This is a genomic window from Paenarthrobacter sp. YIM B13468, from assembly GCF_042788025.1.
Classification (GTDB): domain Bacteria; phylum Actinomycetota; class Actinomycetes; order Actinomycetales; family Micrococcaceae; genus Arthrobacter; species Arthrobacter aromaticivorans.
In genome coordinates this window covers 134,866-161,393 of the sequence record NZ_JBHZPI010000011.1, presented here as the reverse complement: position 1 = coordinate 161,393, position 26,528 = coordinate 134,866, and the positions used below count along the sequence as shown (strand labels likewise).

19 protein-coding genes are annotated in these 26,528 nt (G+C 61.7%); 6 read left to right on the top strand and 13 right to left on the bottom strand.

Annotated elements, in window-relative coordinates:
* Positions 1 to 11: 11 nt before the first annotated feature.
* Positions 12 to 1,709, top strand: a complete 1,698-nt coding sequence (locus tag ACFX4T_RS12545; RefSeq protein WP_377652163.1) for a flavin monoamine oxidase family protein — start codon at positions 12 to 14, stop codon at positions 1,707 to 1,709.
* A gap of 55 nt (positions 1,710 to 1,764) precedes the next feature.
* Here ACFX4T_RS12545 and ACFX4T_RS12540 read toward each other — a convergent pair whose 3' ends face one another.
* Complete coding sequence (locus ACFX4T_RS12540) at positions 1,765 to 2,976, bottom strand: PucR family transcriptional regulator (RefSeq protein ID WP_377652162.1); 1,212 nt, start codon at positions 2,974 to 2,976, stop codon at positions 1,765 to 1,767.
* Positions 2,977 to 3,112: 136 nt separating this feature from the next.
* Between ACFX4T_RS12540 and ACFX4T_RS12535 the strand changes: the two genes are divergently transcribed.
* The 5 genes from ACFX4T_RS12535 to ACFX4T_RS12515 are packed head-to-tail and all read left to right on the top strand — an operon-like array spanning position 3,113 to position 10,504.
* Entirely contained in the window at positions 3,113 to 4,447 is a 1,335-nt protein-coding gene (locus ACFX4T_RS12535; RefSeq protein WP_377652161.1) for an MFS transporter, read from the top strand.
* Positions 4,444 to 6,075, top strand: coding sequence for a thiamine pyrophosphate-dependent enzyme (locus ACFX4T_RS12530; protein WP_377652160.1), 1,632 nt, complete (start codon positions 4,444 to 4,446; stop codon positions 6,073 to 6,075). The genes ACFX4T_RS12535 and ACFX4T_RS12530 overlap by 4 nt, the downstream gene beginning before the upstream one ends.
* Positions 6,076 to 6,087: 12 nt before the next feature.
* A complete protein-coding gene (locus tag ACFX4T_RS12525) occupies positions 6,088 to 7,494 on the top strand; it encodes a gamma-aminobutyraldehyde dehydrogenase (RefSeq protein ID WP_377652159.1) in 1,407 nt (468 codons plus the stop codon).
* Positions 7,495 to 7,502: 8 nt separating this feature from the next.
* A complete protein-coding gene (locus ACFX4T_RS12520) occupies positions 7,503 to 9,239 on the top strand; it encodes an amidohydrolase (RefSeq protein WP_377652158.1) in 1,737 nt (578 codons plus the stop codon).
* Positions 9,240 to 9,247: 8 nt separating this feature from the next.
* Positions 9,248 to 10,504, top strand: coding sequence for a M20 family metallo-hydrolase (locus tag ACFX4T_RS12515; RefSeq protein WP_377652157.1), 1,257 nt, complete (start codon positions 9,248 to 9,250; stop codon positions 10,502 to 10,504).
* A gap of 678 nt (positions 10,505 to 11,182) precedes the next feature.
* Here ACFX4T_RS12515 and ACFX4T_RS12510 read toward each other — a convergent pair.
* From ACFX4T_RS12510 to ACFX4T_RS12455, 12 genes are all read right to left on the bottom strand, one after another.
* Positions 11,183 to 12,154, bottom strand: a complete 972-nt coding sequence (locus ACFX4T_RS12510) for an alpha/beta hydrolase (RefSeq protein WP_216923414.1) — start codon at positions 12,152 to 12,154, stop codon at positions 11,183 to 11,185.
* 457 nt (positions 12,155 to 12,611) lie between these two features.
* Entirely contained in the window at positions 12,612 to 13,376 is a 765-nt protein-coding gene (locus tag ACFX4T_RS12505) for an SDR family NAD(P)-dependent oxidoreductase (protein WP_377652156.1), read from the bottom strand.
* A gap of 25 nt (positions 13,377 to 13,401) precedes the next feature.
* The gene (locus ACFX4T_RS12500) at positions 13,402 to 14,799 is read right to left on the bottom strand and encodes an MFS transporter (RefSeq protein WP_377652155.1); all 1,398 of its coding nucleotides are present in this window, start codon (positions 14,797 to 14,799) and stop codon (positions 13,402 to 13,404) included.
* An 85-nt stretch (positions 14,800 to 14,884) separates the two neighbouring features.
* Complete coding sequence (locus ACFX4T_RS12495) at positions 14,885 to 15,787, bottom strand: SDR family NAD(P)-dependent oxidoreductase (RefSeq protein ID WP_377652154.1); 903 nt, start codon at positions 15,785 to 15,787, stop codon at positions 14,885 to 14,887.
* Between the two features lie 16 nt (positions 15,788 to 15,803).
* Positions 15,804 to 15,980, bottom strand: coding sequence for a hypothetical protein (locus tag ACFX4T_RS12490; protein WP_377652153.1), 177 nt, complete (start codon positions 15,978 to 15,980; stop codon positions 15,804 to 15,806).
* 297 nt (positions 15,981 to 16,277) lie between these two features.
* The gene (locus tag ACFX4T_RS12485; protein ID WP_377652152.1) at positions 16,278 to 17,141 is read right to left on the bottom strand and encodes an alpha/beta fold hydrolase; all 864 of its coding nucleotides are present in this window, start codon (positions 17,139 to 17,141) and stop codon (positions 16,278 to 16,280) included.
* 381 nt (positions 17,142 to 17,522) lie between these two features.
* The gene (locus ACFX4T_RS12480) at positions 17,523 to 17,936 is read right to left on the bottom strand and encodes a tautomerase family protein (RefSeq protein ID WP_216923424.1); all 414 of its coding nucleotides are present in this window, start codon (positions 17,934 to 17,936) and stop codon (positions 17,523 to 17,525) included.
* Between the two features lie 801 nt (positions 17,937 to 18,737).
* Positions 18,738 to 19,166: a helix-turn-helix domain-containing protein gene (locus tag ACFX4T_RS12475; protein WP_223949034.1), complete on the bottom strand. Its 429-nt coding sequence runs from the start codon at positions 19,164 to 19,166 to the stop codon at positions 18,738 to 18,740.
* Positions 19,167 to 22,153: 2,987 nt separating this feature from the next.
* On the bottom strand, positions 22,154 to 23,269 hold the full coding sequence (locus ACFX4T_RS12470) for an aspartate aminotransferase family protein (protein ID WP_377652173.1): 1,116 nt from the start codon (positions 23,267 to 23,269) through the stop codon (positions 22,154 to 22,156).
* A gap of 122 nt (positions 23,270 to 23,391) precedes the next feature.
* Positions 23,392 to 23,790, bottom strand: coding sequence for a RidA family protein (locus ACFX4T_RS12465; protein WP_223948984.1), 399 nt, complete (start codon positions 23,788 to 23,790; stop codon positions 23,392 to 23,394).
* Positions 23,787 to 25,115, bottom strand: coding sequence for an aspartate aminotransferase family protein (locus tag ACFX4T_RS12460; protein ID WP_377652151.1), 1,329 nt, complete (start codon positions 25,113 to 25,115; stop codon positions 23,787 to 23,789). Before ACFX4T_RS12460 ends, ACFX4T_RS12465 begins: the two co-directional genes overlap by 4 nt.
* A 51-nt stretch (positions 25,116 to 25,166) precedes the next feature.
* Positions 25,167 to 26,507: an MFS transporter gene (locus ACFX4T_RS12455; RefSeq protein WP_377652150.1), complete on the bottom strand. Its 1,341-nt coding sequence runs from the start codon at positions 26,505 to 26,507 to the stop codon at positions 25,167 to 25,169.
* Positions 26,508 to 26,528: the final 21 nt, after the last annotated feature.

The following is a 26,528-nucleotide window of genomic DNA, read 5'->3' as shown; positions in this document are numbered from 1 at the left end:
CAGGAATCATCATGAAACCCCAGCCTGTCACGATGCTGACCCCCGACTTTCCCTTCCCCTATGACGAATACCTCCAGCACCCTTCCGGACTGGGATCCGTCCCCCCATCAACACACGGCACCGAAGTAGCCGTGATCGGCGCGGGCCTTGCCGGCCTGGTGGCTGCCCTTGAGCTGATGAAAATGGGACTTCGGCCTGTCATCTACGAATCGGGCACCATAGGGGGCAGGCTCCGTGGGGCCACGCTTCCTGGGGCGGATGCACCCGTCGCCGACATGGGAGGCATGCGCTTCCCGGTGTCCAGTCGCGCATTCTGGCACTACGCCGACCTCGCAGGTGTGGGTTCGGCTCCGTTCCCGAACCCGCTGGACTCCGCATCACCGAGCACCGTAGTGGAACTGGGCGGGCAACAGTTCTACGCCAGTGCCAACGAGGCCCTGCCCCCGTTCTTCCAGGAAGTCGCTGACGCGTGGGAGCAATGCCTTGAAGAACGTGCCGAGTATGCCGCCATGCAGCAGGCCATCGCAGACCGGGACTACGCCACCATCAAACGGATCTGGGCGGGCCTGGTCCCGGTCCTTGATGACACGTCGTTCTCGAACTATCTGGCAAGTTCCAAAGCGTTCTCCGGCCTGCCCTACCAGTACCGCGAAGCATTCGGCCAAATTGGCTTTGGCTCCGGTGGTTGGGATGTCAGCTTTCCCAACGCCATCCTGGAGATCCTCCGCGTGGTCTACATGGAATGCGAAAACAACCAACGACGAATTCTGGGCGGGGCCCGCGGGATCACAGACGGATTGTGGAGCCACACACCCGAGAAAATGGAATACTGGCCGGAAGGCACAAGCCTTGCATCCCTCCACGGAGGCATGCCCCGAGGTGCGGTCACCAGCATACGGCGGGCCGCGGGGCCTACTGATCCGGCCGTGACGATCACCGACGCCGAAGTGTCCCGGGAGTACGCGGCAGCCATTGTCACCTGCCACAAATGGCTGCTCTCTACGGAGATACAGGCCGACGAAAGCTTGTTCAGTCCGGAACAGTGGATGGCCATGCGCCGGATCCACTACCTGCAGTCCTCCAAAACCTTCGTGGTTGTTGACCGCCCCTTCTGGCTGGACACAGACCCTGACACCGGACGGCGTGTCATGAGTACAACCTTGACGGACAGAGTCACCCGCGGGACGTACCTTTTCGACAACGGCCCGGACCAGCAAGCGCTGATCTGCCTCTCCTACACGTGGAACGATGACGCACTGAAATGGCTGCCGTTGAATGCGCAGCAGCGCGCCGATGTCATGCTGCGCACTTTGGGGGAGATCTACCCGGACGTAGATATCCGAAGCCACATCGTCGGCGAACCGCTCACGGTCTCGTGGGAAGACGAACCCGGCTTCGCAGGAGCGTTCAAAATCAACCTCCCCGGGCACTACCGCTACCAGCGCAGGCTCTACACCCAGTTCATGGAACACGCCCAAGGTGGACAAGCCCAAGGCATCTACCTGGCAGGAGACGACGTCTCATGGACGGCAGGGTGGGCCGAGGGCGCGGTCACTACCGCTCTGAACGCAACATGGGCAGTGATGGACCAGTTGGGCGGGCACTGCACCCCCGAGAACCCCGGCCCCGGTGACAGGTTCACGGAACTCGCTCCTGTCGTGCTGCCGGAAGCATCCGCATTGCCGACATCGTTCACGATCCCAGTCTAGGAGGAATGGCCGGGAAAGCCTCGGGTCGTCCTGCCATGAACAACAGGACTCGCGTTCAAGCCCAAAGGACCACAAGTCTCGCAGCCTTTGACGGTACCGAAACATCGATTCCCGTCAGCTCCTGGAAACGATTGAGCCGGTTGAGAATGGTGTTGCGATGGCAAAACAGCTGCTCGGAGGTAACGGTGACATTGCCCGTTACCAGGTAGCTCCGGACAGTTTCCAGCAGGCGCTCGCGCTCGCCGCCCCGGCACTCCGCCAAAGCTTCGTCGAGTTCCGCGGCGAGGTCCAAGCCGGCGTCCTGCAGGTTTTGCTGGGCCAGCCGGGCCCACGCGGAATCGGCTGACAACGGACTGGAATCCCAAGGTCGAAGCAAAGCGGCGAGGCTCTCGGCGGTGCGGGCGGCCCCTGGGAGAGCGCGCAGGCCAAGTACTGCGGGCACGTAGCCACAAGGGACATCTACGACGCCGGGCGGCAGCTGCTGGCCTTCTTGTTCAGTGCCGTGCAGGTCGCCTCGGGATTCAGGACCTCGCGTCCGAATGGCCGGAAGAGCCCAGAAAACATAGGTGTTGCCGCCGGACTCGTGCAGAAACAAGCGCTGCCGGGTGTGCTGCCCAGATCCGAACTGGGACGTTGCGGCACGAAGCCGGGCGCCGGGTTCGCCACTTGCTGCCACAAGCGCAAAGCGCGACTCTGGGTTGATGCCCAGTGCCGAAGCTACTTGGGAGGACGTCTCCAGGGAGGGGCTGCTCTGGTTGAACAGGCGGGCAATGAACTCTCGTTGGATGCTGGACTCTTCCTGGGCCATCCTGACGCGCTCAGTCAAGTAGCTGGTGTGCGTCCGGGTGGCGAATTCGTCCACGACGCTCCAAACCTGGTCCACTCGGGTGGCCAGCAGGGCGGCGTCCTCGGTGTGCGCGATCTCCAGCAGCTCGGCCCAGAGAATGCTGAAGTCCAGGCGAACGGCAGAGGTAAGGGACTCTGGCGGAATGCCGGCCCTGGCGCGCTTGGATCCAAGGTCGGAGGCGAAGTCGAGGAGCCCGTCCCGGCTGTCCGACGTGCCGTTCCGTAGCCCGCGGATCAGGCGCCTGAAAGTCTCCCTCGCAGTCTCCTGGATTTCCAGGACCGTCACCTGGCTTTCCCCGTATTCGGGGATCTCGCGAACCCGCGTAGTGAAGGCCTGCGCCAGAGTGTCCAGCCTGCCCTCGAGCTGATCAACCAGCTCGGGCCAACGATCTACGTGCCCAGGAGCTTCAAAATTGTGCATTCACACATTCTAGTCCAATGATTCCGTGGTGAATTGCTAGATATTTTGGGAAAAACTACTGGCACTATGGAACAAGTCACACAAATCGCCCGGGCATCCCCAACGTCCCGGTCCCGTTCGCACTCATGGAGCAACTATGGCAAGCACGGTCAGCGGAGCCCCGGACGCCAGTCCCACGGCAGCACGCATCGTCGATGAAAGCGTCACCAAGAAAGTAGCCTTGGCTGCCCTCGTGGGCACTGCGCTGGAATGGTACGACTTCTTCCTTTTCACCACAGCCGCTGCGCTGGTATTCAACGCACAGTTCTTCGTTTCCCAGGACCCCTTCGTGGCGGCCATGGGGTCCTTTGCCACTCTTGCGGTTGGCTTCGTTGCCCGCCCGATCGGTGGCTTCATCTTCGGCGCCCTGGGCGACAAGGTGGGCCGCAAGAAAATCCTCATGGTCACCATCGTGGGCATCGGCGTTGTTACCGGCCTTATCGGGCTGCTGCCCAACTACATGACCATTGGCCTGGCCGCACCTATCCTCCTGGTGGCGCTGCGCATTGTCCAGGGCCTCGCGGTCGGTGGCGAGTGGAGTGGCGCGGTGATCATCGCCGTCGAAAATGCTCCGGTGGAGAAGCGGGCACGCTACGCGGCGCTGCCGCAGATCGGTTCGCCGATCGGCACCATCCTTTCCTCCGGTGGCTTCTTCGGCATGCTGTTCCTGGTGGGTCAGAGCAACTTTGAGGCCTGGGGTTGGCGCATTCCGTTCATCGCCGCCATTCCGCTCCTCGCTATTTCTATGTGGATCCGCAGCCGTCTTAGCGAGTCGCCCGAATTCGAAGCGCTCATGGAATCCGGCGAGACAGAGCATGCTCCCATCCGCGGCGTCCTAAGGAACAGCTGGCGCCAGATCCTCGTGGGCATGTGCTCGGCGCTGCTCGGTATCGGCGGCTTCTACCTGATCACCAGCTTCGTGGTCTTCTACGGCACCAAGATCCTGAAGATGCCGTTCGAACTCCTGCTCCTGGGCACCCTGCTTGCTGCGGCCCTTGAGATTGGTGCCCTCATCTGGGCAGGCCGCCTGGGCGAGAAGTTCGGCGCCAGCAAGGTTATTCTCTGGGGCGGTGTGGCGTCCGCGCTCGTAGCAGTCCCGGTCTTCCTGGCCATCGATTCCCGCGACCCCGTGCTGGTGGTCCTGGGCATGATGATCGGCGTCGCGGTCCTTTCAATCCCGTATGCAGTGTCCGGCACCGCCCTGACCGCGCTGTTCGCCACGAAGGTCCGCTACACCGGCGTCGCCATCACTTCAAACACTGCGGGCGTCATCTCCGGCTTCGTGCCCTTGATTGCGACTGCCCTGGTAGCAGCTAACGGCAACTCCTTCTGGCCAGGCGCCATCATCCTGTTGGTGGTTTCCGCACTGACCGCGCTCTCCGGCCTGTTCCTCCCAAGCCTTTCCATCGAAGAAGAAGGAATGAAGCATTGAGCACCACCACGGCGGGCCACTTGATCGTCTCCCAACTGGAACGGGCAGGCATCAGGCGTGTCTACACCGTTCCGGGGGAGAGCTTCCTTGATGTCCTCGACGGACTGCACGGCTCGCCGATCACCAACGTAGTGGCACGCCAGGAAGGCGGTGCCGGATTCATGGCACTGGCCGAGGGCCGCCTCACCGAACTGCCGGGCGTCGCCATGGTGACCCGCGGGCCTGGGGCTGCCAACGCCTTCATCGCCATCCACACCGCACACCAAGACGCCACGCCACTGCTCCTCTTCGTTGGCCTGATCCCGGTGGCAGACCGGGGCCGCGAGTCGTTCCAGGAATTCGACATCAACGCCTGGTTCGGCAGCACCGCCAAGAAAGTAGTGACCCTCGACGACGCCGCTTCCGCAGCCCGCGTTGTGGACGACGCCATTTTCACCGCCCTCAGCGGCCGACCGGGCCCCGTCGTGATCGGCCTCCCGGAGGACGTCCTCGTGCATGTCGTCGAGGACGCCACCGTGGAACCCCGCAAGGTTGCCCGTACCCGGCCGGCTGTCGCGGACATGGAAGACCTGAAGCAAAAGCTGGAGAAGGCACGCAAGCCCCTGATCGTCGTCGGCGGAGAAAGCTGGACCCAGGAGTCCGGCGAGCAGCTGGCCGCCTGGGCGACCCGCCACAGCATCCCGGTACTGGCCGACTTCCGCGCCTACGACGCCGTCCCGCACCGCAGCGACGCCTACGCAGGCTTCCTCGGTTACGGCCGCAGCGACGCGAACGCCCAGCGCCTGGACGACGCCGATCTGATCGTCTTTGTCGGATGCGTCCGCGGCGACGTCCTCTCCGATGGCTACAAGCGTGGACTCAATGCCGAAACCGTCGTGGTCAACGCCGACGCCAACCTCCTGGGCCACTTCGGCCGGGTGGACCAGCACATCGTTGCGGATGTCACCGCGTTCGCTGCGTCCCTCCCCACCACGGACGCCGCGGACACCGTGGGCAACCGCGAGGAAGGTTGGTTCGCCAGCGCCCGGGCCGATCAGCTCACGTTCTCCACGCCGCGGCCCGACGGCGGCATCGGCGTCGACCTTGGCGTCGCCATGGAGGTCCTCAAGAAGGAAATGGCCGACGACGCCGTCCTCACCTTCGGCGCCGGAAACCACACCCTGTGGCCCGCCCGGTATCTGGACCACAACTCGGCCAACTCCCTGGCCGCTCCGCGCAACGGCGCCATGGGCATGGGGATTCCCGCAGCCGTGGCAGCATCACTGGCATACCCGGGGCGTCAGGTCATCTCCGTCGCAGGCGATGGCTGCTTCATGATGAACGGCCAGGAAATCGCCACGGCCATGGGCTACGAAGCCGCGTTCATCGTTTTGGTGGTGGACAACGGCATCTTCGCCACCATCCGCGAGCACCAGGAAGCGCATTATCCGGACCGGCCCTCCGGCACGCACATGACCAACCCGGACTTCGCCGCACTCGCCCGTTCCTACGGCGGTTACGGCGAGCGTGTGGACCGCACGGAAGACTTCGCAGCCGCGTTCCGCCGCGCCGTCGACTCCGGTCTCCCGGCCCTGTTGCACCTGCCGCAGGACCCCACCACGCGTTCCCCCAAGACTTCAACGAACTGACCGGAGCCTCCTGTGATTCAGCTTCAGAACATCATTAACGGCGAGTCCGTGGACGCCGCGGCCTGCCTGCCGTTCTTCGACCCCGCCACGGGCCAGCAAATCGGCACCGCCCCGGACAGTGACGCTGCCGCCGTCGACGCCGCTTTTCAGGCCGCTGCCGCAGCGTTCAAGACGTACAAACGCACGACGCCGGGGACGCGCCAGTCGCTGTTGTTGCAGCTGGCCGACCTCATTGAGGCCAATGTTGACCGTCTGCTCGAGGCTGAGGTGGCCTGCACCGGCAAACCTTCCGCCCTTACCAAAGAGCTGGAAATCCTGCGCGGCGCCGACCAGTTGCGCTTCTTCGCCGGAGCGTGCCGGGTGGTTTCCGGCACTGCCCAGACGGAGTACGTGGAAGGTTTCTCTTCCACCATCCGGCGCGAACCCATTGGCGTGGTCGCCCAGATCACGCCGTGGAACTATCCGTTCATGATGGCCATCTGGAAGATCGGTCCAGCCCTCGCCGCGGGGAACACTCTGGTTCTAAAGCCTGCCGACACCACCCCCTGGTCCACCGTGGTGCTGGGCGAACTTGCCCAGCAGGTCTACCCGGCGGGCGTGGTGAACATCGTCTGCGGCGGCCGCGAAGCCGGCGCTGCGATGGTGGAGCACGACATCCCGGAGATGGTCTCCATCACCGGTTCCACCCGTGCGGGTGCGCAGGTCATGTCCGCTGCGGCCAAGACCCTCAAGGACGTCCACCTGGAGCTTGGAGGTAAGGCCCCCGCAGTGGTGTTTGCCGACGTCGATGTCCAGCGAACCGCTGGCGAAATCGCCCTGGCTGCCTTCTTCAATGCCGGCCAGGACTGCACGGCGGTGACCCGCGTGCTGGTCCACCAGGACATCCACACGGAGTTCGCGGCGGCCCTGGCAGCGGCCGCTTCCGCCCTGAAGGTAGGGGGCGACGAGGCTGATCTTGGCCCACTCAACAGTGCCGCCCAGTTGGAGCGAGTGGAGGGGTTCATGTCCCGCCTGCCCGCCAACGCCCGCGTCCTGTCCGGCGGCAAGCGCACCGGAACGGGTTTCCACTTTGAGCCGACCGTCGTCGACGGCGTGTTCCAAACAGACGAAGTGGTGTGCGACGAAATCTTCGGTCCCGTACTGACGGTCCAGCCGTTCGCAAGCGAGGACGAAGCGATCGAGCTGGCCAATGGCACCAAGTACGCCCTCGCCTCCAGCGTGTGGTCCGAGAACCACGGCGTGGTGACCCGCGTTTCCAATGAGCTCGACTTCGGCGCCGTGTGGATCAACTGCCACCAAGTGATCCCGGCTGAAGCACCGCACGGCGGCTTCAAACACTCGGGCACCGGCAAGGACCTCTCCGTCTACGGACTCGAGGACTACACACGCATCAAGTCCGTCACCACTTCCCACCGCTAGAACCTGACATGAAACTCGACCTCCTCCTGCGGAACGCAGACATCATCACCATGGATCCGGCCCGCCCGGTGGCCGGTTCGCTGGGCATCTGGCAGGGCCGCATCGTGGGCCTGGACGACGATCTGGACGGCCTGGATGCCGTTCAGGTACTAGATCTTGGCGGCGCCACCGTCACTCCCGGCTTCATCGACGCCCACTGCCACACCACCTGGTTCGGGCTGGGCTTGGCGGAACTGGACGTCTCCTGTGCTCGCGGTCTGGAGGAACTCTACGAGTTGCTTCGGGGCGCTGTTTCTGAAGCCGGGGCTGACGACGAGGGATGGCTCTTCGCTACCGGTTTCAGCCAGACACAGCACGGCGGGTCCTTTCCGGACATCGCAGAACTGGACCGCATCACGGGGGAGCGGCCGCTGTTCATGCGCCACAACTCCGGGCACATGGCCATTGTCAACACAGCCGCGCTGCGGATGGCAGGTGCCGAGTCGCCGTCGTTCCCGGATCCCGACGGCGGAGCGATCGTCCGCGACGCAGCGGGACGTCCCACGGGACTTGTCCAGGAGACGGCCCAGGAACTGATCCAGCAGCTGATCCTGCCGTATTCGTTGTCTGACATTGAGGCCGCCCTTGAACGGGCCACGCTGTACTACGCCTCGGAGGGCATCACGAGTTTCACCGAAGCCGGGGTGGGCGGCGGGTGGATCGGTCACAGTCCGGCAGAGCTCGCTGCCTACCAGAACGCTGCCGCCAACGGCCGGCTGCACGCGCGGGCTCAGGTGATGCCGGTGCTGGACGTGCTGCATGGCCTTGGCGGTCATTCCTCGGACAGCCCCGGCGCCGCTCCAGCTGGACTGGATCTTGGTATCGCCAGCGGATTCGGGAACGAGTTCCTGTCCCTGGGACCGGCCAAGGTTTTCCTCGATGGCTCGCTCTTGGGCGAAACTGCAGCCGTGAGCCACGAGTTCTGCAGTCATGGCCACAAGGACAACCGCGGCAACACGGGCTACTTTCAAGCGGATCCAGCCCAGCTGCGGGAAAGCATCGAGGCCGCCTACGCCGCCGGGTGGTCCATCGCCGCCCACGCCATCGGCGACCGGGCCGTGGACCTCGCCGTGGACATCATTACGGATTGCCAGGCTGCGTATGGGCCCCGCCGGGTCCCCAACAGGATCGAGCATGCCTCCATGACACGCCCGGAGCAGCTGGCCAAGCTCGCCGAATCCGGCATCGCGGTGACGCCGCAGGCCAGTTTCTTCCGCGACGGCGGGGACGGCATGACCGCCTCCCTCGGACCCGACCGCCTGCCATGGGCGTACCGGGCAGCCAGTTTCCTCGAAGCCGGAGTTGTGGTGGCAGGCAGCTCCGACCGGCCCGTCGCCGACGGAAACGTTCTTCGCGGCATGCAGGCGTTCGTGGACCGCCGGACGGAATCCGGTGCTGTCTTTGGAAACCCCGCGGAACGCCTCACCCCGCAGCAGGCCCTCGCCGCCTACACGTCCGGAGCCGCAGCAGCCACAGGGTCCCTGGGCGAGAAGGGCACCCTGGAACCGGGCAAACTGGCTGACTTTACGGTCCTTTCCGCCTCACCGTTGACGGCACCGGCCATCAGCGAACTGCACGTCCTGGCCACCGCCGTCGGAGGCCGCTTCACCTACCAATCAACCGACTTCCACGCGGCACTTTCCCTGGAAAGTCCGTTCGCGGCCCCTGTTTCAGCGGGCCGTGTTTCAGCGCCAGAGAGCTCATAGGGGAGACCATGACAACAACCACAAGTTTCACCACGCAGGACACCGCGTTCGTCCAGGACTTCCGGACCATGAGCGCCTTCGGTGCCACCGAGAACGGCGGGGTGGACCGCCAAGCGGCAACGATTCCCGACGGCGAACAGCGCCGCTGGCTAGCAGGCCTCCTGGAGGAGCACGGCTTCACGGTGAAGTTCGACCACGCCGGCAACCAGTGGGGCCTCTACGAAGCCGTGCCCGGTGCGCCCTTCGTGGTGGTCGGTTCGCACATGGACTCACAGCCGACGGCGGGCCGTTACGACGGCGCGTATGGCGTCCTCGCGGCTGCCCACGCCGCGTTCCGCCTGGTAGCGCGCTGGGAAGCCGGCGCCACGGCACCCAAGTTCAACCTCGCCGTCGTCAACTGGTTCAACGAGGAAGGCAGTCGCTTCAAGCCGTCCATGATGGGATCGTCCGTGTACACGGGGAAGCTGGACCTGGAGGATGCGCTTAACACCAAGGACGCTGCCGGGATCACTGTCCGTGACGCTCTGGACGCGATCGATTGCCGCGGAACGTTTGAGGGGCCGGAGGCTGCATACTGCGCCGAGATCCACATCGAGCAGGGCCGCAGCATGGAGCGCGAAGGCGTCACCATTGGGCTGGTCAGTTCCAACTGGGCAGCGAACAAATACGAGTTCGTGGTTCACGGCGAGCAGGCACATACGGGTTCCACTGTGATCGCGGACCGCAAGGACGCCCTGCTCGGGGCATCGATGATGGTAGTTGCGGCACGCGAAATCGCCGACCGCTTCTCCGGTGTGCTCCACACTTCGGTGGGCCAGCTCAACGTCTACCCGAACTCGCCCGTTGTGGTCCCGTCCCGGGTGAACCTGCTCCTGGACCTGCGCAGCGCCGATGAAGCGGTCCTGGCCGAGGCCGACGCACTGTTGCACGCCCGCATCACGGAGATTGAACGCTTGGCCAACGTCTCGGTGGAAAAGAACCACTCACACTCCTGGGCCGTCACGCCTTACCAGCCCGAAGGTGTGGAACTCGCAGCCAAGGTCGCCGCCGACCTGGGGTTGTCCAACAAGGAGGTCATGACCCTCGCCGGGCACGATTCCACCAACATGAAGGACCTCGTTCCAACGGTCATGTTGTTCGTGCCCAGCGTTGACGGCATCTCCCACAACGAGCACGAATACACCACGGATGAGGACATCGTCGCCGGGCTGACCATGCTCACCGAGGTCGTTGCCCGCCTGTGTGACGGGGCGTTGAAGGACTAGCAGCAGAGTCCAGGCAGCTTGGTGAGATGGTACTGGAAATGCACAAAGGGCAGCCTCCGGGTGTCCTGGAGCTACGGAGCATGACGGCTACTTGAGGTCCTCGTGCCCTGTTCTACGCGATTTTTCCCCCTGACGGTTGCCACGGACGGAACCACAATCATCTCCTTCTGCTCCCGTACTTTATGCGCCGATAACGGACGATTTGTCGTACTGGCCTGAGCCGGCTCATCCTCGTGTTGCCTTAGTGCAGTCGCTACTCTGGGATGTCTTTCCCGTAGCGGACAAGCCGGCATGCGGAGTGCTAGAGGATAACGTCACGGATTCTTGCTCGATCAGGCAATGATGACCTCCAGCCCCGTGCGGTCGCCCGAGTCGGCGAACGGGGCAGCGAAATGGGCAAAAGAAAGCTGTGCACACTGTGCAGACCTTGGGCTTCGGATCGGGTCCTATATCGGTCTGACTGGGCCGGATTGGGGACGTTTGCGGGAGTTCTCAGCATTGGCGGGGCTGGAGTCCGGTTCGAGTCCCACCTCGGGCACGGCATAACCCCTCGTCAGAGGCGTTTTTGCGTTTAAGTGTGTACAAAGCTTGACGGTTGAGACCTAGGGTTCCGGGCGCAACAGACAGCCTGTACCGGGTTGTAGCGGATCAAGCCAATGTAGCGTCCGGATCCTTCAGTCATGCCGAGCAGTTCTCCTTGCTCGACTTGTCGTGCATTAGGTGTCGGGTGAACCATTGCAGGGCTGCACCCGAGGTTGCTGCGAATTCCCCGAGGTAGGCGTCAAAGTGTCCTCCCGGGAAGAGCAGCAGCTCTTTGGGCTCGAGGGCACGCTGGTAGGCCTGCAGTGCCAAGTCAGTGGGGGTCACGCGATCGTTGTCCCCGACGATCATCAGAAGAGGTGTCGGTGAGACGCGTTCGATATAGATCCCAGGCTCGTATGCCCGGGCCGCTCTTGTTGAGCGTACCGTGACGTTGTTCTCCCAGAGCCCGTCAGGGATTGGCTGCAGGTAGAACGATACGGCTTCCGGATCGGTGTAGCTTGCCGGGACGGACCCGTCGGAGACCAAGGCAATACGGTGCGGTTCCTCGCCTGCGAGTTGTGCCTGGTCATCGGCCGCGAACGAGGCCTCCAATGCTGCCCGTTTTTCCGGGGTCACCCGCCGGAGCCCTTGCTGATAGCCGCTGATGGTAGGCACTTGCGAGACGATCGCCTTCAGCCGGGGCTCGGTTGCGCCGAGGACGAAGGCATGGCCCCCTGCATAGCTTGAGCCCCACAGACCGATCCGTTCCGGATCCGCTTCCGGCCGCGATTCGAGGAAGGTGATGGCCCTGCGCCAATCCTCGATTTGCCGCCAGGGATTGATGTCCTGACGGGGTATTCCACCGCTTTCCCCGAATCCCCGGTGATCGTGGAAGAGCACAACGAAACCGGCGCTGGCAAAGGCTTCAGCATAGGGGAGGGCGCCCTGCTCCTTGACCCCGCCATACCCCATACCCAACGTCAGTGCCGGATACGGGCCATCACCAGTGGTGGGAATATAAAGGTTGCCCCGAAGCTCAACGTTGCCGTCGGCACGAAAGCCGACCCGTTCGATCGTGTATTTGTCCTCGGTTTTCGACCGAAGAGTTTGGTCCTGGCCATTGGACATGGCTGACTCCTTTGTCATTAGCAGTGCAATTGTTGGATTGGGGAATCTATGTAGGGAGTTTTTAAAAACTAGTTCTAACGTTTGCGGCTCAGAAGTCCTACTGCTCCGTACCAAACGGACCCTGTGTTCATTCGCAGGGGCCCCGGAAATAAAAGTGATCGCCAAGGGTGAGGAAACTATCGCTTCGCCGCTGGCAAGTCGCTGCTCCCTGGCGTCCGGAGCGCCCTCCAGCACCAAGACTTCATAGGACAGAGTCGCCATGCATTGTTGTTCCGTCCCTATCAGGGGGTCCTAACTCAATGTTGTAAAAGAGCACCTGGGTGATGCCTCCAACACAAGTCTTCGAGCCTAGTCATATCGCTCCTCAAGAAGACGCCGCAATCGTACCGATGCTCTGTCTGTAATGTTCGACGGCCCAACGCTGAGGGAATCGGCCTTCCCGCTACGACCACCATCACTACGAGGCCATCAGGCCGCCGTCTACGAGCAGGATGTGTCCGGTCACAAAATCGGAGGCGCGCGATGACAGGAAAATCACGGGCCCGATCATGTCCTCGACATCACCGATGCGCCCGAGCGGAGAGAGTCCTTCGAAGAACTTCACCTGGTCCGGTTGATCCGTTAGTGCTTTGATGAACGGTGTGCGCACCAGGGACGGCGCGATAGCGTTGACGCGGACGTTCTGCGGCCCCCATTCAACCGCCAGCGACCGCGTCATGTTCACGACAGCACCCTTGGCGGCCTGGTAAGCCAGGTTCGGGTACCACCCGCCAGACAGCCCCAGCGCCGAGGCAGTATTGACGATCCTGCCACCGCCACCGGTGAACATAATCGCGGCGGCGGCTCGGGCGGCGAGCATCGATCCAGTCATGTTCACCGCGATCACCAACTGCCAGTCCGCCATGGTGAGCTCAGTGGTCTTCACGCGCCGGTTGACGCCGGCGTTGTTGAAGAGCACGTCGAGTTTGCCGTGCTCGTCGGCGATCCGAGCGAAACCGTTGGTTACGGATGCCTCGTTCGTGACATCGATAGCGACCGCAGTTGCGCCATGACCGACTTCGGCGGCGGCCGATTCGGCGGCTTCCTCGTTGGCGTCGGTGATGATGACGGTCGCGCCGACACCGGCATATGCCGCGGCCAACGTTTTGCCGATGCCGCTCCCGCCGCCTGTGACGACGACGACGTCGCCGTCAAGGCGGAAGCGATCGGTTGTCTCGTTCATGGTGTAATTTCCTTATCGACGCGATTTAGTTGAGGGTGTTGTCGGCCAGCGCGCGCGCCTCCCGGCGACGTGACGCGACCCCGAGCAGGATCATTGCGATCGTTCCTATGAGGAGCGGGAAGCCGATTGCGAAGAAGATCTGCCCGGTGCTCCAGCCGAAGGTGAGCATGACGCCGCCGACAATGCCGCTGACAATGGTGCCGATGCGACCGAAGCCGTGCATCCACGAAACGCCCGTACCTCGGGCCCTTGTTGGGTAGACAAGCGCGGCAAGCGCGTTGACGCCCGTGTTCGTCGCTGGGAGGAAGAGTCCCCACGCGAAGGCGGCCACCAAGAGGCCAGACAACCCGAGTGTGAACGCCGCGACAGCCCAGATTGAGAGGGAACCGAGGCTAAACATGACACCGAGCACTCGGAAACTGCCGAGCTTGCCCATGGCGAAACCGACGAGCAGCGAGCCGACCGTGCCGCCCCAGCCGTACATTGCGACGATCACCCCCGCGTCAGCGGCGGTCAGCCCGTAGGCTTTGATAATTAGGGGCAAGTAGTTGACGAGAAGGTAGGTAACCGAAAGTCCAATGAAATAGCAGACCCATAGCAGGATGCTCGAAGCCAGGAACTGCTTGGAGAGCACGACTCGGACGCCGCCCGCCCTTACAGGCTCGGTGCGATCGATGCCGAGGTCAATGTTCTCAACGTCAGCGGAAGGCGAAATTGCCTGGAGAGTGCGCTTGACCGTCTCGGGGGAGTGTTCCTTGAGCGCCAGGAAGGTAAGCGACTCCGGAATCTTCCACGCGAGGACGGGGATGATCGCGAGCGAGAGTATCCCGGCAGTGACCAGGAGCGCCTGCCACCCGAGGGTCGGAACGATTGCAGCTGCCAAGTAGCCGCACAGGATCACACCGAAGGTGAATCCGGAGAAGGCGATGGTGATGAGAGTGGAACGTCGCGCGGCCGGCATAAACTCGGCGACCAGAGTGACGATTGTAGGCAGGACGGCGCCGAGGCCCAGGCAGGCCAACAAGCGGGCTGCGCCAACCATCTCAACAGTCTGCGATGCGGCACCGAGAAGCGTGAAGACTGTGAACCATGCGGTCCCCACCAAGATGATTGTCCGTCGTCCGAAGCGGTCGGCGAGGGGACCGCCGAGAATCGCACCAATGGCCATACCCACTACACCAAAGGTAACCACTGCGGTAATCGCGGGAAGCGGCGTCCCCCACTTGGCCACAATCTGCGGATAGACGAAACTCCACGCCTGGACGTCGATGCCGTCGAGTGTGATCACCAGGAACGCCAGGACAACGATGGCCCAGCGTCTTCTTCCGACGGGTTGCGAGTCGAGGAAGCCCTGAATGTTCTTCTTCTCGGAATTTGTATTAGCGGTAGCCACGATTGGCGAGGCTGGATCAGAGGTAGTCACGATCGGCCTTTCTTGGATCAACATTGACCCTGTAGATGTGTGTGAGGGAACGTCTAACTGGTGGGTGAGGTGCACTGCGGTTCCCTTAGAGGATGGAACGGCCGCCGTCGATCACGAGTGTTTGACCGGTGATGTAGGAGCCGGCCGGCGAGGCGAACAGCATGACAGCACCGACAACCTCTTCCGGTTCTGCGATGCGCCCGAGGGCGGTCTTGCCTGCTGCCACGGCGCCGCGTTCGTCGTCGTCCCAGACGGGAGCGGCGAATGGTGTGCGCACGATCGAGGGGGCGATGCTGTTGATTCGGATGCCGCGACTGCCCCACTCCGCGGCAATGCTTCGTACGAAGGCGTCCGTGGCCGCTTTGCCTGCGCCGTATGCGCCGAGCGAAATGCTGGCGCGGACTGAGGCAATGCTTGAAGTGGTGACGATGGAACCGCCGCCGTTGTTCGACATCATCGGCAGGAAGCCGCGCATCAGCTCGAAGTTGTTGAGGACGCCGCTGAAGAGGCGGTCAAGTTCTTCGCGGGTAGTTTGTTCGATTGGGCCCATTGGCGCAAATGGCGTGGCATGGGCAATCAGGATGTCGATGGGCCCGAATTCGTTGGTCACGGCGGCTGGGAACGAGCGCACGTTATCCGGACTTGAGAGGTCGCATGTGGTGCCCGAGACCTCGATACCGTCGCTGGCCAGCGTATCGACTGTGCTTCGAACATCTGCGGGGTCGAAGCTCGAGATGATGGTGTCTGCCCCGTGCAACGCAAAGGCTCGCGCGATTGCAAGTCCCATGCCGGAGGTTGCTCCGGTGATCACGGCGCGCTTGCCGCGGAGTTCAAAGGGGCTGCCGGACGCAACGGCCCCCTGGTCCAGTGAGTGCATCGGCACAGAGAGTTCCTGTCGTCGTTGGGGGATTGGAGCGGACTTGTGGCCGCTCGCGAAGGCTGGATATCCATTGGCGCTGGATGTTGTAAGTGAGGTGGAAGTCTCCATTGAATTCCAGTCCTGTCTAATGGAGGAAAGTGATGGAAGGGTTTCGACCGGGCGGCCGGTCGGGGTCCGAGATGACGCGGCGACCGCCGTCGACCATCAGGGTGGTGGTGCCGGGGATGTAGGCTTTTGCTGGTGCACGGAACAGCGGGGCGGCCTTACCTGCCCCTACGCTCCCAACAGCGTGTGGCTTCAATGGAGGCCACCTTGGAGGTGACTACGATGCTGCCGCTGCCGTTGGTCGCCATTCCAGGAAGGAATCCACCTATCAGGTCCAAAGTGTCCTGTACCCCAAAGGTCAAAGTTTGATGCCTTCGGCGGCAGTGTCTTCACTGCCTAGTTCCCCGACCGCGGAGTCAAGGTCCTGCTGGATGTTGGGAGATGACCGTGCGGGCGCCGCAGGCGTGAAAGCCCTTGGCGAGGGTCATTCCCATTCCCAGCGTCCGATCCGGTGACGAAGAATGTTCTCCCCGACATGTCCAAGGGGATCGGGTCACGTTAAGCCGCCGTTTTCCTGGTCCCGGAGAAACTTTAGGACATGTTCGCTGAAGGTTTCCGGGTACTGGAACAGTGAGGCGTGTCCGGAGTCGGGGTAGATGATCAGTTGGGCATTGGGAATGCGCTGGGCCATTAGGAAGGAGTTCGGGGTGGGTACCATGACGTCGTTGGAACCGTTGACGACCAGGACCGGGTGCTGGATGTTTTCCAGCTCCGGCAAGGTGGAACCGTTGCCTTCCCACCAGTCAACGATGGCTGCGCGTAGTTTCGCACCGGCCTCGGCAGTGACGTTGGCGCGTTCCGGACGCTCGGGGGTGTATATGCGTTCCAAGTAGGCGCGGGTTGCCGCAATGCCGGTCGGCTTTTTGTTGAACCACAAGGCCTGGAACGTGAGTTCCGGGTCACGTACTGAATTCACCCAGTGTTCGACGTCCGCCCCGGGGTAGGTGGCTCCGTCGCCGCCGCCAGGTCCGGTACCTACGAGGATGACGTTCCGGACCAGCTCCGGCTCGGTCAGGGCGATCCGCTGGGCGATGTACCCGCCCATTGAGAAGCCCAGCAAGTCGGCCTTCTTAGTACCAAGCGTCTTGATGAACTTGACGGCGGTCTTGGCCATCTCGGTAATGCTGGCCCCAACCTCACCGTCGCTGAATCCCACACCGGCGTTGTCGAAGGTGACCACGTGGCGCTCCCGGGAGAGCAGTTCGATGACAGCAGGATCCCAGTCGTCGATGCTTCCGCGGAACCGGCTGAATAAGACCAGCGGAACGCCCGACTGGTCTCCGAATTCGCGGTATGCCAGCTGTGTGCCGTCAACGTCGACGCAACGCACGGGGGCGGCAACGTACAGAGAAGACATGTTTTCCTTTCAGGTTGGAAATGCTTGGGGGTGCCGGGCAGATCGCTTTGGCTTCAGTTCGATAGCTATTCGAATAGTCACTACGTTTTCAGTAGTCAATGGTGATGCGTGCCACGTTATTTCGTCGCAGCGCGGCTGTCAATGGTTGCACATCCCGCAGGTTGGTACTTGGTAGCTAACGGAGTGGAAGACCGCGGGAGGCGCGGCGCGGTGGCAACGGCGCCCCACACGCCACCGAGCGACAACATCCTCGATAGCGCGTTGCTGCGCGGCAGAAGCCTTCGCAGGCCCTGGCGATACGTCGGCGGCGGAGCCGCCGGCCGCATCCCGCCGGCCTGCACCAGATTAACGACGCCCTTGCCGCCATATCCGCGAACTTTTCTACTTATCCACCCAAGGCATCGAAAGGTCGATATCAGAAACCAGGCTACCGCCGCCGAAGCTCATGTTCTCCAGCGGAATGGCATACATAAGCAAAGTTATATCGTCTTGGTTGACACCGACCCGTTCCACTGAATAGCGCGTGACTAACTCGGCGAGCCTGCGCTTCTGCTCGGTCGTCCTACTGTCGCCGAAGGTTACGGTCACGATCAGGCTCCGGTCGGATCTTTCTTGGGCCGGGAACGTCGGGTGGATGAAGAGCTCATCCTCGCGATGCTCGCTGATGATAACAAAGCGATCATCCATGGGCGTTTCCATCGCTTCGTGAAGTGCAAGATTCAAGGCATCGGCGAGAGCTCGCTTCTCCTCGCTTGAGAATTTTTGAGCGGGAATATATGCGTGGAATATGGGCATAAAGTTTTCCTTTGTAGTTGTGCAGCTTGAATAGCTTCGACGGTGGAACGTCTGGCCAATTTACAGTTGACGGGAACATGGCCTTGAGGGCGCCACTGCCGCCGAATATCGTGATTGGGAACGCTCGGGCGACACCAAACAGATGGCCGTGGCTGCATCTCGGTAGAAGCTCGAATGGTCACTACATTTTCAGTAGTAACTGGTGATGCATGTAATAGTATTCCGTGGCAGCGCGGCTGTCAACGGTTCGGGTTCACCATCCCGTAGGTTGGCTTTTGGTGCTTAGCGGAGTGGAAGACCAAGGGGGAGCGGCGCAGGGGCAACGAGTTTTCCGCCGGCATCGCTCCCGATGCTCTGAGCGGAGGTCACCGCTTCCCGGCTTGGATGTCGGCACATGTCAGCACGCCACTGCCCACACCCACGGGGCGCGTTAGTACCTTGAACCAGACGGAGGTGTAGCCCCGGCATTGTGATGTGGTCTGCACAGCCGAAGGACGAGTCCAGCAAGGTGCAGACCGGACTGCTGTGAACGGCGCCGATGGGGGTGGGATTCATAGGAGTAGCAAGTGAAGCCGACCTTGCCCGCTGCCGCCTCGCCCAGTGTCATCTTCAGCTGTTCGCGCATGGGCAGAGGCGCCAGCTCTCTGCCGGTAATTGTCTACAGGCAGCGAGGTAGCTCATTGTCGGCAGGCTGTGCCGATGGCGGGTTCCGCCGCTCGACGAGTCGTTTATGCTCTCCTGTGCCTGTTTTTTCGTTCTGCAATGTCCAACCGCAGATGCTGTTCGGGTGCGGTGCGCCGGCTACCGGCGGGAGGCGCCTGATACTGCGGCTACAGGCTCGCTGAACCACCGGGAAATGACGCTCCGGGCATAGCCTGAGACCGCGATGGGGTCAGCGGCCTCGGGCCTGGGGGCGTGTTCGTATCCCCAGTTATCCAAAACCTTGATCAGCACCTCGAGCTCCTTGCCGGCGGAGGTCAGCTTGTACTCGAACCGCGGCGGCTTTTCGTTGTAAAGGGAGCGCTCGAAAATGCCCGAGTCCACCAGAGTGGCCAGCCTCTTAGACAAGACCGTAGGCGAGATGGAAAGACTTTCAAGGAATTCGTCGTAGCGGCTCTTACCCCTGAAGACGGCGTCCCGGATGATCAGCACGCTCCATTCGTCACCGATGGCATCGAGAGCATGGGCGACGTTGCATTTCATTCCGTCAAAGCTGCTTCGGCTGCGCATTGTCCCACCGCCTTCCGGGGTCGACTCAATCACTGATCTAACTAACTAACTCCTGATTTGATAGTCATCATACCTGAAGGGCCCGAATTCTGTCGGGAGTGAGGTTCTGCCTCAGGATGAGCCTCAATCAAAATCTCGGACCAGCGGCCGGGCGGCGCCGCACCGAGTCCGGCTCTCCGCTCATCTGCAGCCAGTTCCTCAAGGCCCAGATTCGCAAGGTCCCTTGCGCACGAAGGATGCGCTTCCGCGCCCGCTGTCCTGCAGGGATACCCGCATCTGTAGCAAAGCAGGGCTGACCTGAGGACACGTCGGATAGGTCACGGAACGGGAGTTGTCGCAGCTACTTCTACTCCCGTCGTTTCAACACCACAACCGGCGTTCTGTCAACTCGATACTTGAATTCAGGGCGCTGGACGGTGAGGGCCGGTGGGCAGCCCCGTTCCGAAGATGCGTTTCGCCCTTCATCGCTTCTCGGCATTTGGGGGTTTCCTAATCATCTATTAGGGCATGTCGAGGTGGCCTTTGTAGGCAGTGTTGATGTTCCAGCCGGCGATGATGCCGGCGCCGAGCATTTGCTCGCTGAGTTGCCCATTAAAGGCACGGGGATTTTGAATTCTTGGGCGGTTGCCCAGCGTGGCCCCACAATTGCTGACAACCCACCTGCCGCGATCCTGGCCCAAGCCCGCTCGGCATGCCCCTCAACTACGGGAGGCCCTGCCGGGGCAGTGGCGACTTTTCGGGACGCCCGCTGCGCCTCGGGTCACGAATAGGGACCCAATTCATCTTCATTTCCGTCCTCAACTACTGTTCAAGCGGGCTTAACAACACCATCGCGAGGAAGTAGGGGTTGACATCCCCGGATCGTAGCCTCAAGGCAGAATCGCAAGGCTGCGCCTGAAGCCCGGTACTGATCGTTCGACTCATCTGGTCCCTGGTCATGTTGCCTCTGGATCCCGTGACCATGGATCTCTGAAAGGAGGGAATCTGATGAAGGCGTCCTGTTCAGCATTTGCCGGCTCTGGCGGCCTTCGACGGGTGCTTATTGGGTCGTCGCGGTGGGTACCGGGTTTCCGCTGCCAACCCTATCCGGGAAGCCGCCCGCATGGGCAAAAGAGGGTGTGCACAATGTGCACACCGTTGGCTCCGGACCGCCCCGTACAGCCGTCGGACTGGCCCGGATTCCGTATGTTTCCGCTACTTTCCAGTGTTTGCAAGGCCTGGAAATCGCGTTCGAGTCCCACCTCGGGCACGGCATGACCCCTCGTCAGAGGGGTTTTTGCGTTTAAGTGTGTAGAAATTAGGTGGTCAGGTCCCCTGACACTGGCCGCGGGGTGTGCCTGGCGCCGCGGGTCGCCTGATTGGTTGTGGGGACCGGGTTCAAGGTCTTGGCTGGTGGGCCCTCCGCTCGCTCTGAACTGGGGTTATGCGTTCCTCTCTTGGTTCGTTTGGTAGGTCGGGGTTGTCTTACACCTATTCATGGGCGCCGGGACTGACTGCAATTGACTTGGCGATCCTGCCTCAAAGTCCTTTGTTTTGGCTCGTTGCTTGAGTCAAGAGGCTTGACTCAGGAGAGCTTCGTAGGCCAACGGGGTGTGGACATTGTCAACACTTAAAACTTCTTGATTGAGCCTGATCACAGCCATTTCGGTCGGCCTACACTACTCATCGCGTGTAAAGGCCAGAGCGACTGTGACGCCCGTTCGCAATCGCATCATCTGCAGGGCCGCAGCGACGTGAGAGTCCAGCCGGCATTGGCGACCGGGTGCTTTGGGGAGGCCTCTTTGGTGTCGTCGACATCCAACTAAGATTAATGGGGGTTCCGGCGCCGATCAGGGCCGCCGAGCATTTGGAGTTCACACGCTTGTCGGGGTGTGCACGTCGAAGCCGACCAGTTTGCCGATAAGGGCCCATACGTCGCCTAGTTTCAGGGGACGACCATTTCGAGTCCCACTATGACTTGATTGTCCTATCAGAGCAGGCACACCGGTCCTAATCGATTGATCCTGAATGTTTGTGTATGGCAGAGGGTCCGTGCAACGAAGCTTCTCGTTGGCGGCGTGATTCCACAAAGTTGGTTGATCGTCTCCTTATACAGGTCAACGTCGTGCGGGACATGATTGGGGATGTTCACGCCACCGAGGCGCTGTGTTTCATCGAAGCAGACTCGCCGCTGTTTGGGGGAGCGTTCACGACTCGAGAAGTTAAAGTGCTTTTGGCCTAAATGGGTAGCCAAAATTCCTCTCATGCAAGCAGCCGCCGGCGTTAATGTGGCGAAGCTGAGTGAGGCTACTCATTGGTGTGGCCATCGAAACCGCATCCGGCGCCACTCCAGTGACCAGCGGATGCGGTTCCTCGTGGGGTTATAGGGCGTTCACCTTGTTGCCAGCGCCTCGAGTATTGCTGGGGAATTCCCCTTTTTGGAATCTAATGAATCCGGTGGCCCCTCGTCGTCCGGCTGATTAGCTCTGCTGAGACTTCGCTACCGCATTGACGGATCGAAACACGGGCATGGGTATGCCGTCCAGACCCGTAAGCCCCGAAATCAAGGGTGAGGGGCTGTCCGATTTTCAGCTCCTTTACGTCGGTGCCCACCAGCGTGGAGATTAGTAGCGGACCTTCCTCGAGTTAGATCCATGCACATCGTTCCCGGCAGCTGGTCTGCTGTAAGCACCTGCTGCCGACGGTGTCCTTGCTGAAGCCTCTCCCTGCGAAGGCTCCCTTTTCCAAGATCGACTTCGTGCGAGCATGGCAAGGACTCCTCTAGTGAGGGCATTATCGACTTGGGCAAGTGGGCTCGAACGGCGGACTGTCGAAAGAGACGAAGGCATGCCTTCAGAGGGCAATACCAGTTTGCGTGATGGGTCAACTTGCTTGACCGACAACACAATTGCAAGGAACGGTCCCATCGCCGACTGTTGTACATCGACAGGCTCCGACTTCCACCCTTGGCCAGAAAGTCGACTAAGCACAACGCTGGTGGGCACAAATCATGCGCTCGTGGACGCGATAATGGCGCTGCGGATCCTTGATATGTGTTCCTCGGACATTGCGGTTGAGAGGGCCAGGAGTCCGTTGGTTCCTGCGAGTACGCCTTGGTTGTAGAGCTTCCACCACAGGGATTGCATGTCGGATGTCTGGATCCGTAGCAGGGAGCCCATGCCGTTGACGGGTAGGCCTGCGGACTGGAGCTGTGCGCGGAGACGATCCCCGGCAGCGTTCAAAGCCACCACGGAAGCTTCGTCATAAAGTTGCATCGAAGTGAGGCCAGCTGCCATGGTGACGGGGTTTGCCGTGAAGGTGCCACCCCACATGACACTTCGTCCGCCGCCTGGCCGGAAGCTTTTCAGGATCTCGGAACTGCCGCCGATGGCTCCAGCGGGGAAGCCTCCGCCAATGATCTTGCCCGCTGATATCAAGTCCGGTTCCACGCCATAGTGTTTGTGGAAACCTCCCCAGTGGAGCCGGAGGCTGATGACCTCGTCAATGGCCAGGAGGGCGCCGTGCTGATCAGCAAGCTTGCGGAGTTCGTTGACAAATTCAGGCTCGGCCGGACTCAGCCCTGCCCGGTTGGGCATCAGGTCGATCAGGATGGCAGCCGTCTTGTCTCCCACGCGGATCATCGTGTCAGTCAGTGCCTGAAGATCTCCTTGGGGAAGCACGATGACGGACTGACGGCTTGATGCGGGAAGTCCGGGGGAGCGTTGATCGGAGACTTCGTCGCCGGTGCCGTGGTAGCTGCCTTCGAATCGGATGATGAAGTCCCGGCCTGTATAGGCTCTGGCTGCGCGCAGCATCATGAGTACGGCTTCTGTTCCGGAATTGCAGAAGCGCCATTGCTGGATCCCGGTCCGTTCTGCCAGACATTCGGCCATGTCCACTTCGTACCGGGTGGGCAAGCCGAAGGCCGTACCCTGGCGGGCTGCGCCGAAAGCAGCGTCGAGAATCTCAGCGTTGGCATGCCCGTGAATCATTGAAGTGTAGTTGTTGTTGCAGTCGATAACGGAATGTCCGTTTTCATCGACCACCACAGCGCCCTGCCCCGAGGCGGCATATGGGGGATGGGGAGGGACATGTACCGTCGATCTGGTGTTGCCTCCGGGCATGACCTTTGAGGCTCTCAGAGCTAGCGCTGTTTCATTGGCATAGGTAGTTGGCATGTTTGTTTCATTTCATTAAAGGTCGGCGGATGGTGCTGGACCCTGCATGCGGGGCCAGCACCATCCCGTCAGAGGAGGGCTACTGCGTCGATTTCGATGACGGCTCCGTCGGCGGCCAGGCCACTCACTTCGACAAGTGTGCTTGCTGGCCTGATGTCCGGCCATCGTTGTGCCCTCAGCGCGCTGACTGCTGCGCGTTGTTTGATGTCGGTGACGAAGACGGTCAGTTTGATGAGGTCCGCCGGCGATGACCCGGCTGCCTTGAGAATTGATTCCAACGCTTCAAGGATGGTGGTTGTCTGTGCTTCGATGTCGCCTGGGTGCTGGATTGCTCCGCTGTTATCCAAGGCGAGGAGGCCAGAGACGTAGACGAACTGTCCTGCCGTGACGGCATGGGAGAAGTGCCCGCGGGGTGCGGGGACGGATGGGCTGGCTATCTCCGTTCGGATGGCGTCCGTGATTGTCATGCCGTTGCCCTCTCATGGTCGAGTTGGTGCGCTTTGGCCATGGCTGACAGGGTCACCTCAAAGCCGCCGATGGCGGTGTTGAGATCCTCGTCGGTCCAGGCAGCGGTCGGACCGAATGTCCGGCTGGTCAAGCCCAGCCCTTGGTTTGCCAATCCGAGGCACATGAGGCGCCAGAGCCTGTGATCGGCGCGTTCTGCACTCGCGTAGTCCACGATTTCCTCGCTGGAGAAATGCACTCCGGCGCAGGGGCCGTCCCCGGTCACGGCAAGGGAGAAACCGAGCCGTTCGGCGATTTCCCGGAGTCTTTGGCGTAGCTTTTCGCCCTTGGCAGCAGCATCGGCGAAGACGGCGGGGGTGGTGGCCTTCATGGTTGCGACGGCTGCTGCCAGGGCTACGGGGTTTTGCGCGTGGGTGTTGGAGGCGCTGATCGGCTGTTCTATGATGTCAGCCCGGCCGGCGACGACGGCTACTGGCAGACCGCCGCCAAGCATCTTGCCCATGACGATGAGGTCCGGGGCAGCAGATAGCCCGTAGTACTCGGTTGCGCCGCCGACTGCGAAGCGGCAGCCGGTGATGACTTCATCCAGAATCAGCAGGACGCCATGTTTGCGGGTTTCGTCCCGTAGGCCTTGGATGTAGCCGTCCCGTTGGTGGATGGCTCCGGGGATGGTCATCATAGGCTCAGCTATTACGGCCGCGACTGAACCATGGCGACTCTGCAGAACATCCCGGACTGCGGACAGGTCGTTGTAGGGCACGGTGACGATGTTGTCGTGGGCTGTTGGGGAGAGCCCGGTTTTCGAGGATTGTTCGCCAAGCAAAGCGTCGTGCTGGCCGTGGAATCCTCCTGCCACCCGGATGATTATCTGATTCCCGGTGAAGGCCCGCGCCAATCGCAGTGCATACGTGTTGGCTTCGGAGCCTGAGGGGGCGAACACGATCCTTTCAGCTCCGGGGATCCGTGCGCAGAGCAGCTGGGCGAACTCGTCGCGGATGGGGGATGGGTGCATGGCGCCGCCAGGGGCCCCGATATTGCTCATTGCTGTGTGAACGGCTGCTGTTACTGCGGGGTGGGCCCTGCCGATGAAGCTTGCGTTCCATCCGGCGTTGCAGTCCAGGACGGTGTTTCCATCCAGGTCCGTGAAGCGGGATCCGCTTCCGGAGGCGACATAGATGGGGTAGGGCATGCCTGAGTTGAAGCGGGTGCGCTGGCCCTTGGCGATGAGCTGCTGGGCGGTCTTGTTGGCTTCGAGGGAACGTGCGTTGCGTTGGTTGTAGGTTTCAAGCCATTGGACTTCGAGCGCGTCGAGGTGGCTGGTGCTCATGTGGTTTCCTTTGTTGGTTGGGGGGGGCTCGTTTGGAGCCCCCCAACGTCGTTACGTGTGTACGGAGGCCGTTTCGTGGTCGGCGTCGGCTTCGTTCATCTTGATTCCGCGTGTTTCACGGGTGAAGGCCGCGGTGATCGCAACGATCGCCAAGGCAGCCGCCGCGTAGACGGTGATAGCTCTGGTTGTCCCGAAGATTTGAAGCAGTGCGATGGCGATGGTTGGGGCGAGGCTGCCTCCGACGATTCCGGCGAGCTGGTAGCCAAGGGATGCGCCGCTGTAGCGGTGTTTGGCGTCGAAGAGTTCGCAGATCCATACGGCCTGGACTCCGTACATGGCTGAGTGGAACACGAGGCCAACGAGGACCGCTGCGATGATCAGGGCCACTGATTTGGTGTCAACCAGCGGGAAGAAGAAGAACAGCATCCAGATGGTCGCCCCAATGGCGCCGATGATGGTGATCGGCCTGCGGCCAAACCTGTCGCTCAGCGCTGCTGAGAGTGGGTAGGTGATCAGCTGCATGCCGGCCCCGAGCATTGCTGCGGTGAGACCGATGCTGCCGGGCAGGCCGAGGGTCTGCGACACATAGGTGAGCAGGAACGTAATCAGGAGGTAGAACATGATGTCGGCGCCGGCCCGGATCCCAATGACCCGCAGGATGTCCAGCGGTTGACGCCGGAACAGTTCCAGGACAGGCGAGCGGCTGACTTTCCCCTCTTGCTGAAGGGCGTTGAAGGTCGGTGTTTCGGTGACTTTCAGGCGGATGTAGATTCCGACTATCACGACGATCGCGGAGAGCAGGAACGGTACCCGCCAGCCCCAGGCCACGAACTCTTCACGGCTGAGCTGCGCGGACATGAGGAGCAGGATGCCTGTGCTGAGAAGGTTTCCGATGGAGGCCCCGACTTGAACGAAACTCGTCAGGAAGCCCCGTCGGGCCGCTGGTGCGCGTTCTGCGATCATGAGTGCACCCCCGGCCCATTCTCCGCCCAGGGCGAGTCCTTGAATGAGCCGGATAATGACGAGGAGGATGGGCGCGAGGATGCCTGCGGTGGCATAGCTGGGCAACACTCCGATGGCGATTGTGGAGGTTCCCATCAGCATGATCGTTGCAAGGAGGACTTTCTTGCGGCCTATTCTGTCCCCGAAGTGTCCGGCGATTGCGGCGCCGACAGGTCGCGCCGCGAAGCCCACGGCAAAGGTGATGAAGGATAGCAGGGTTCCGGTCAACCGGTCATAGGACGGAAAGAAGACCTCTCCGAAGACCAGAGCGGCGGCAGTGCCGTAGAGAAAGAAGTCGTACCATTCGAGTGACGTGCCTACCAGACTTCCGGTGATGGCCCGTCGAAGTGCTTTTGTTTCCCCCAGATTGTGTTGCTCGGTGCTAGGCATGGTGCCTCCATAGTGGATCCG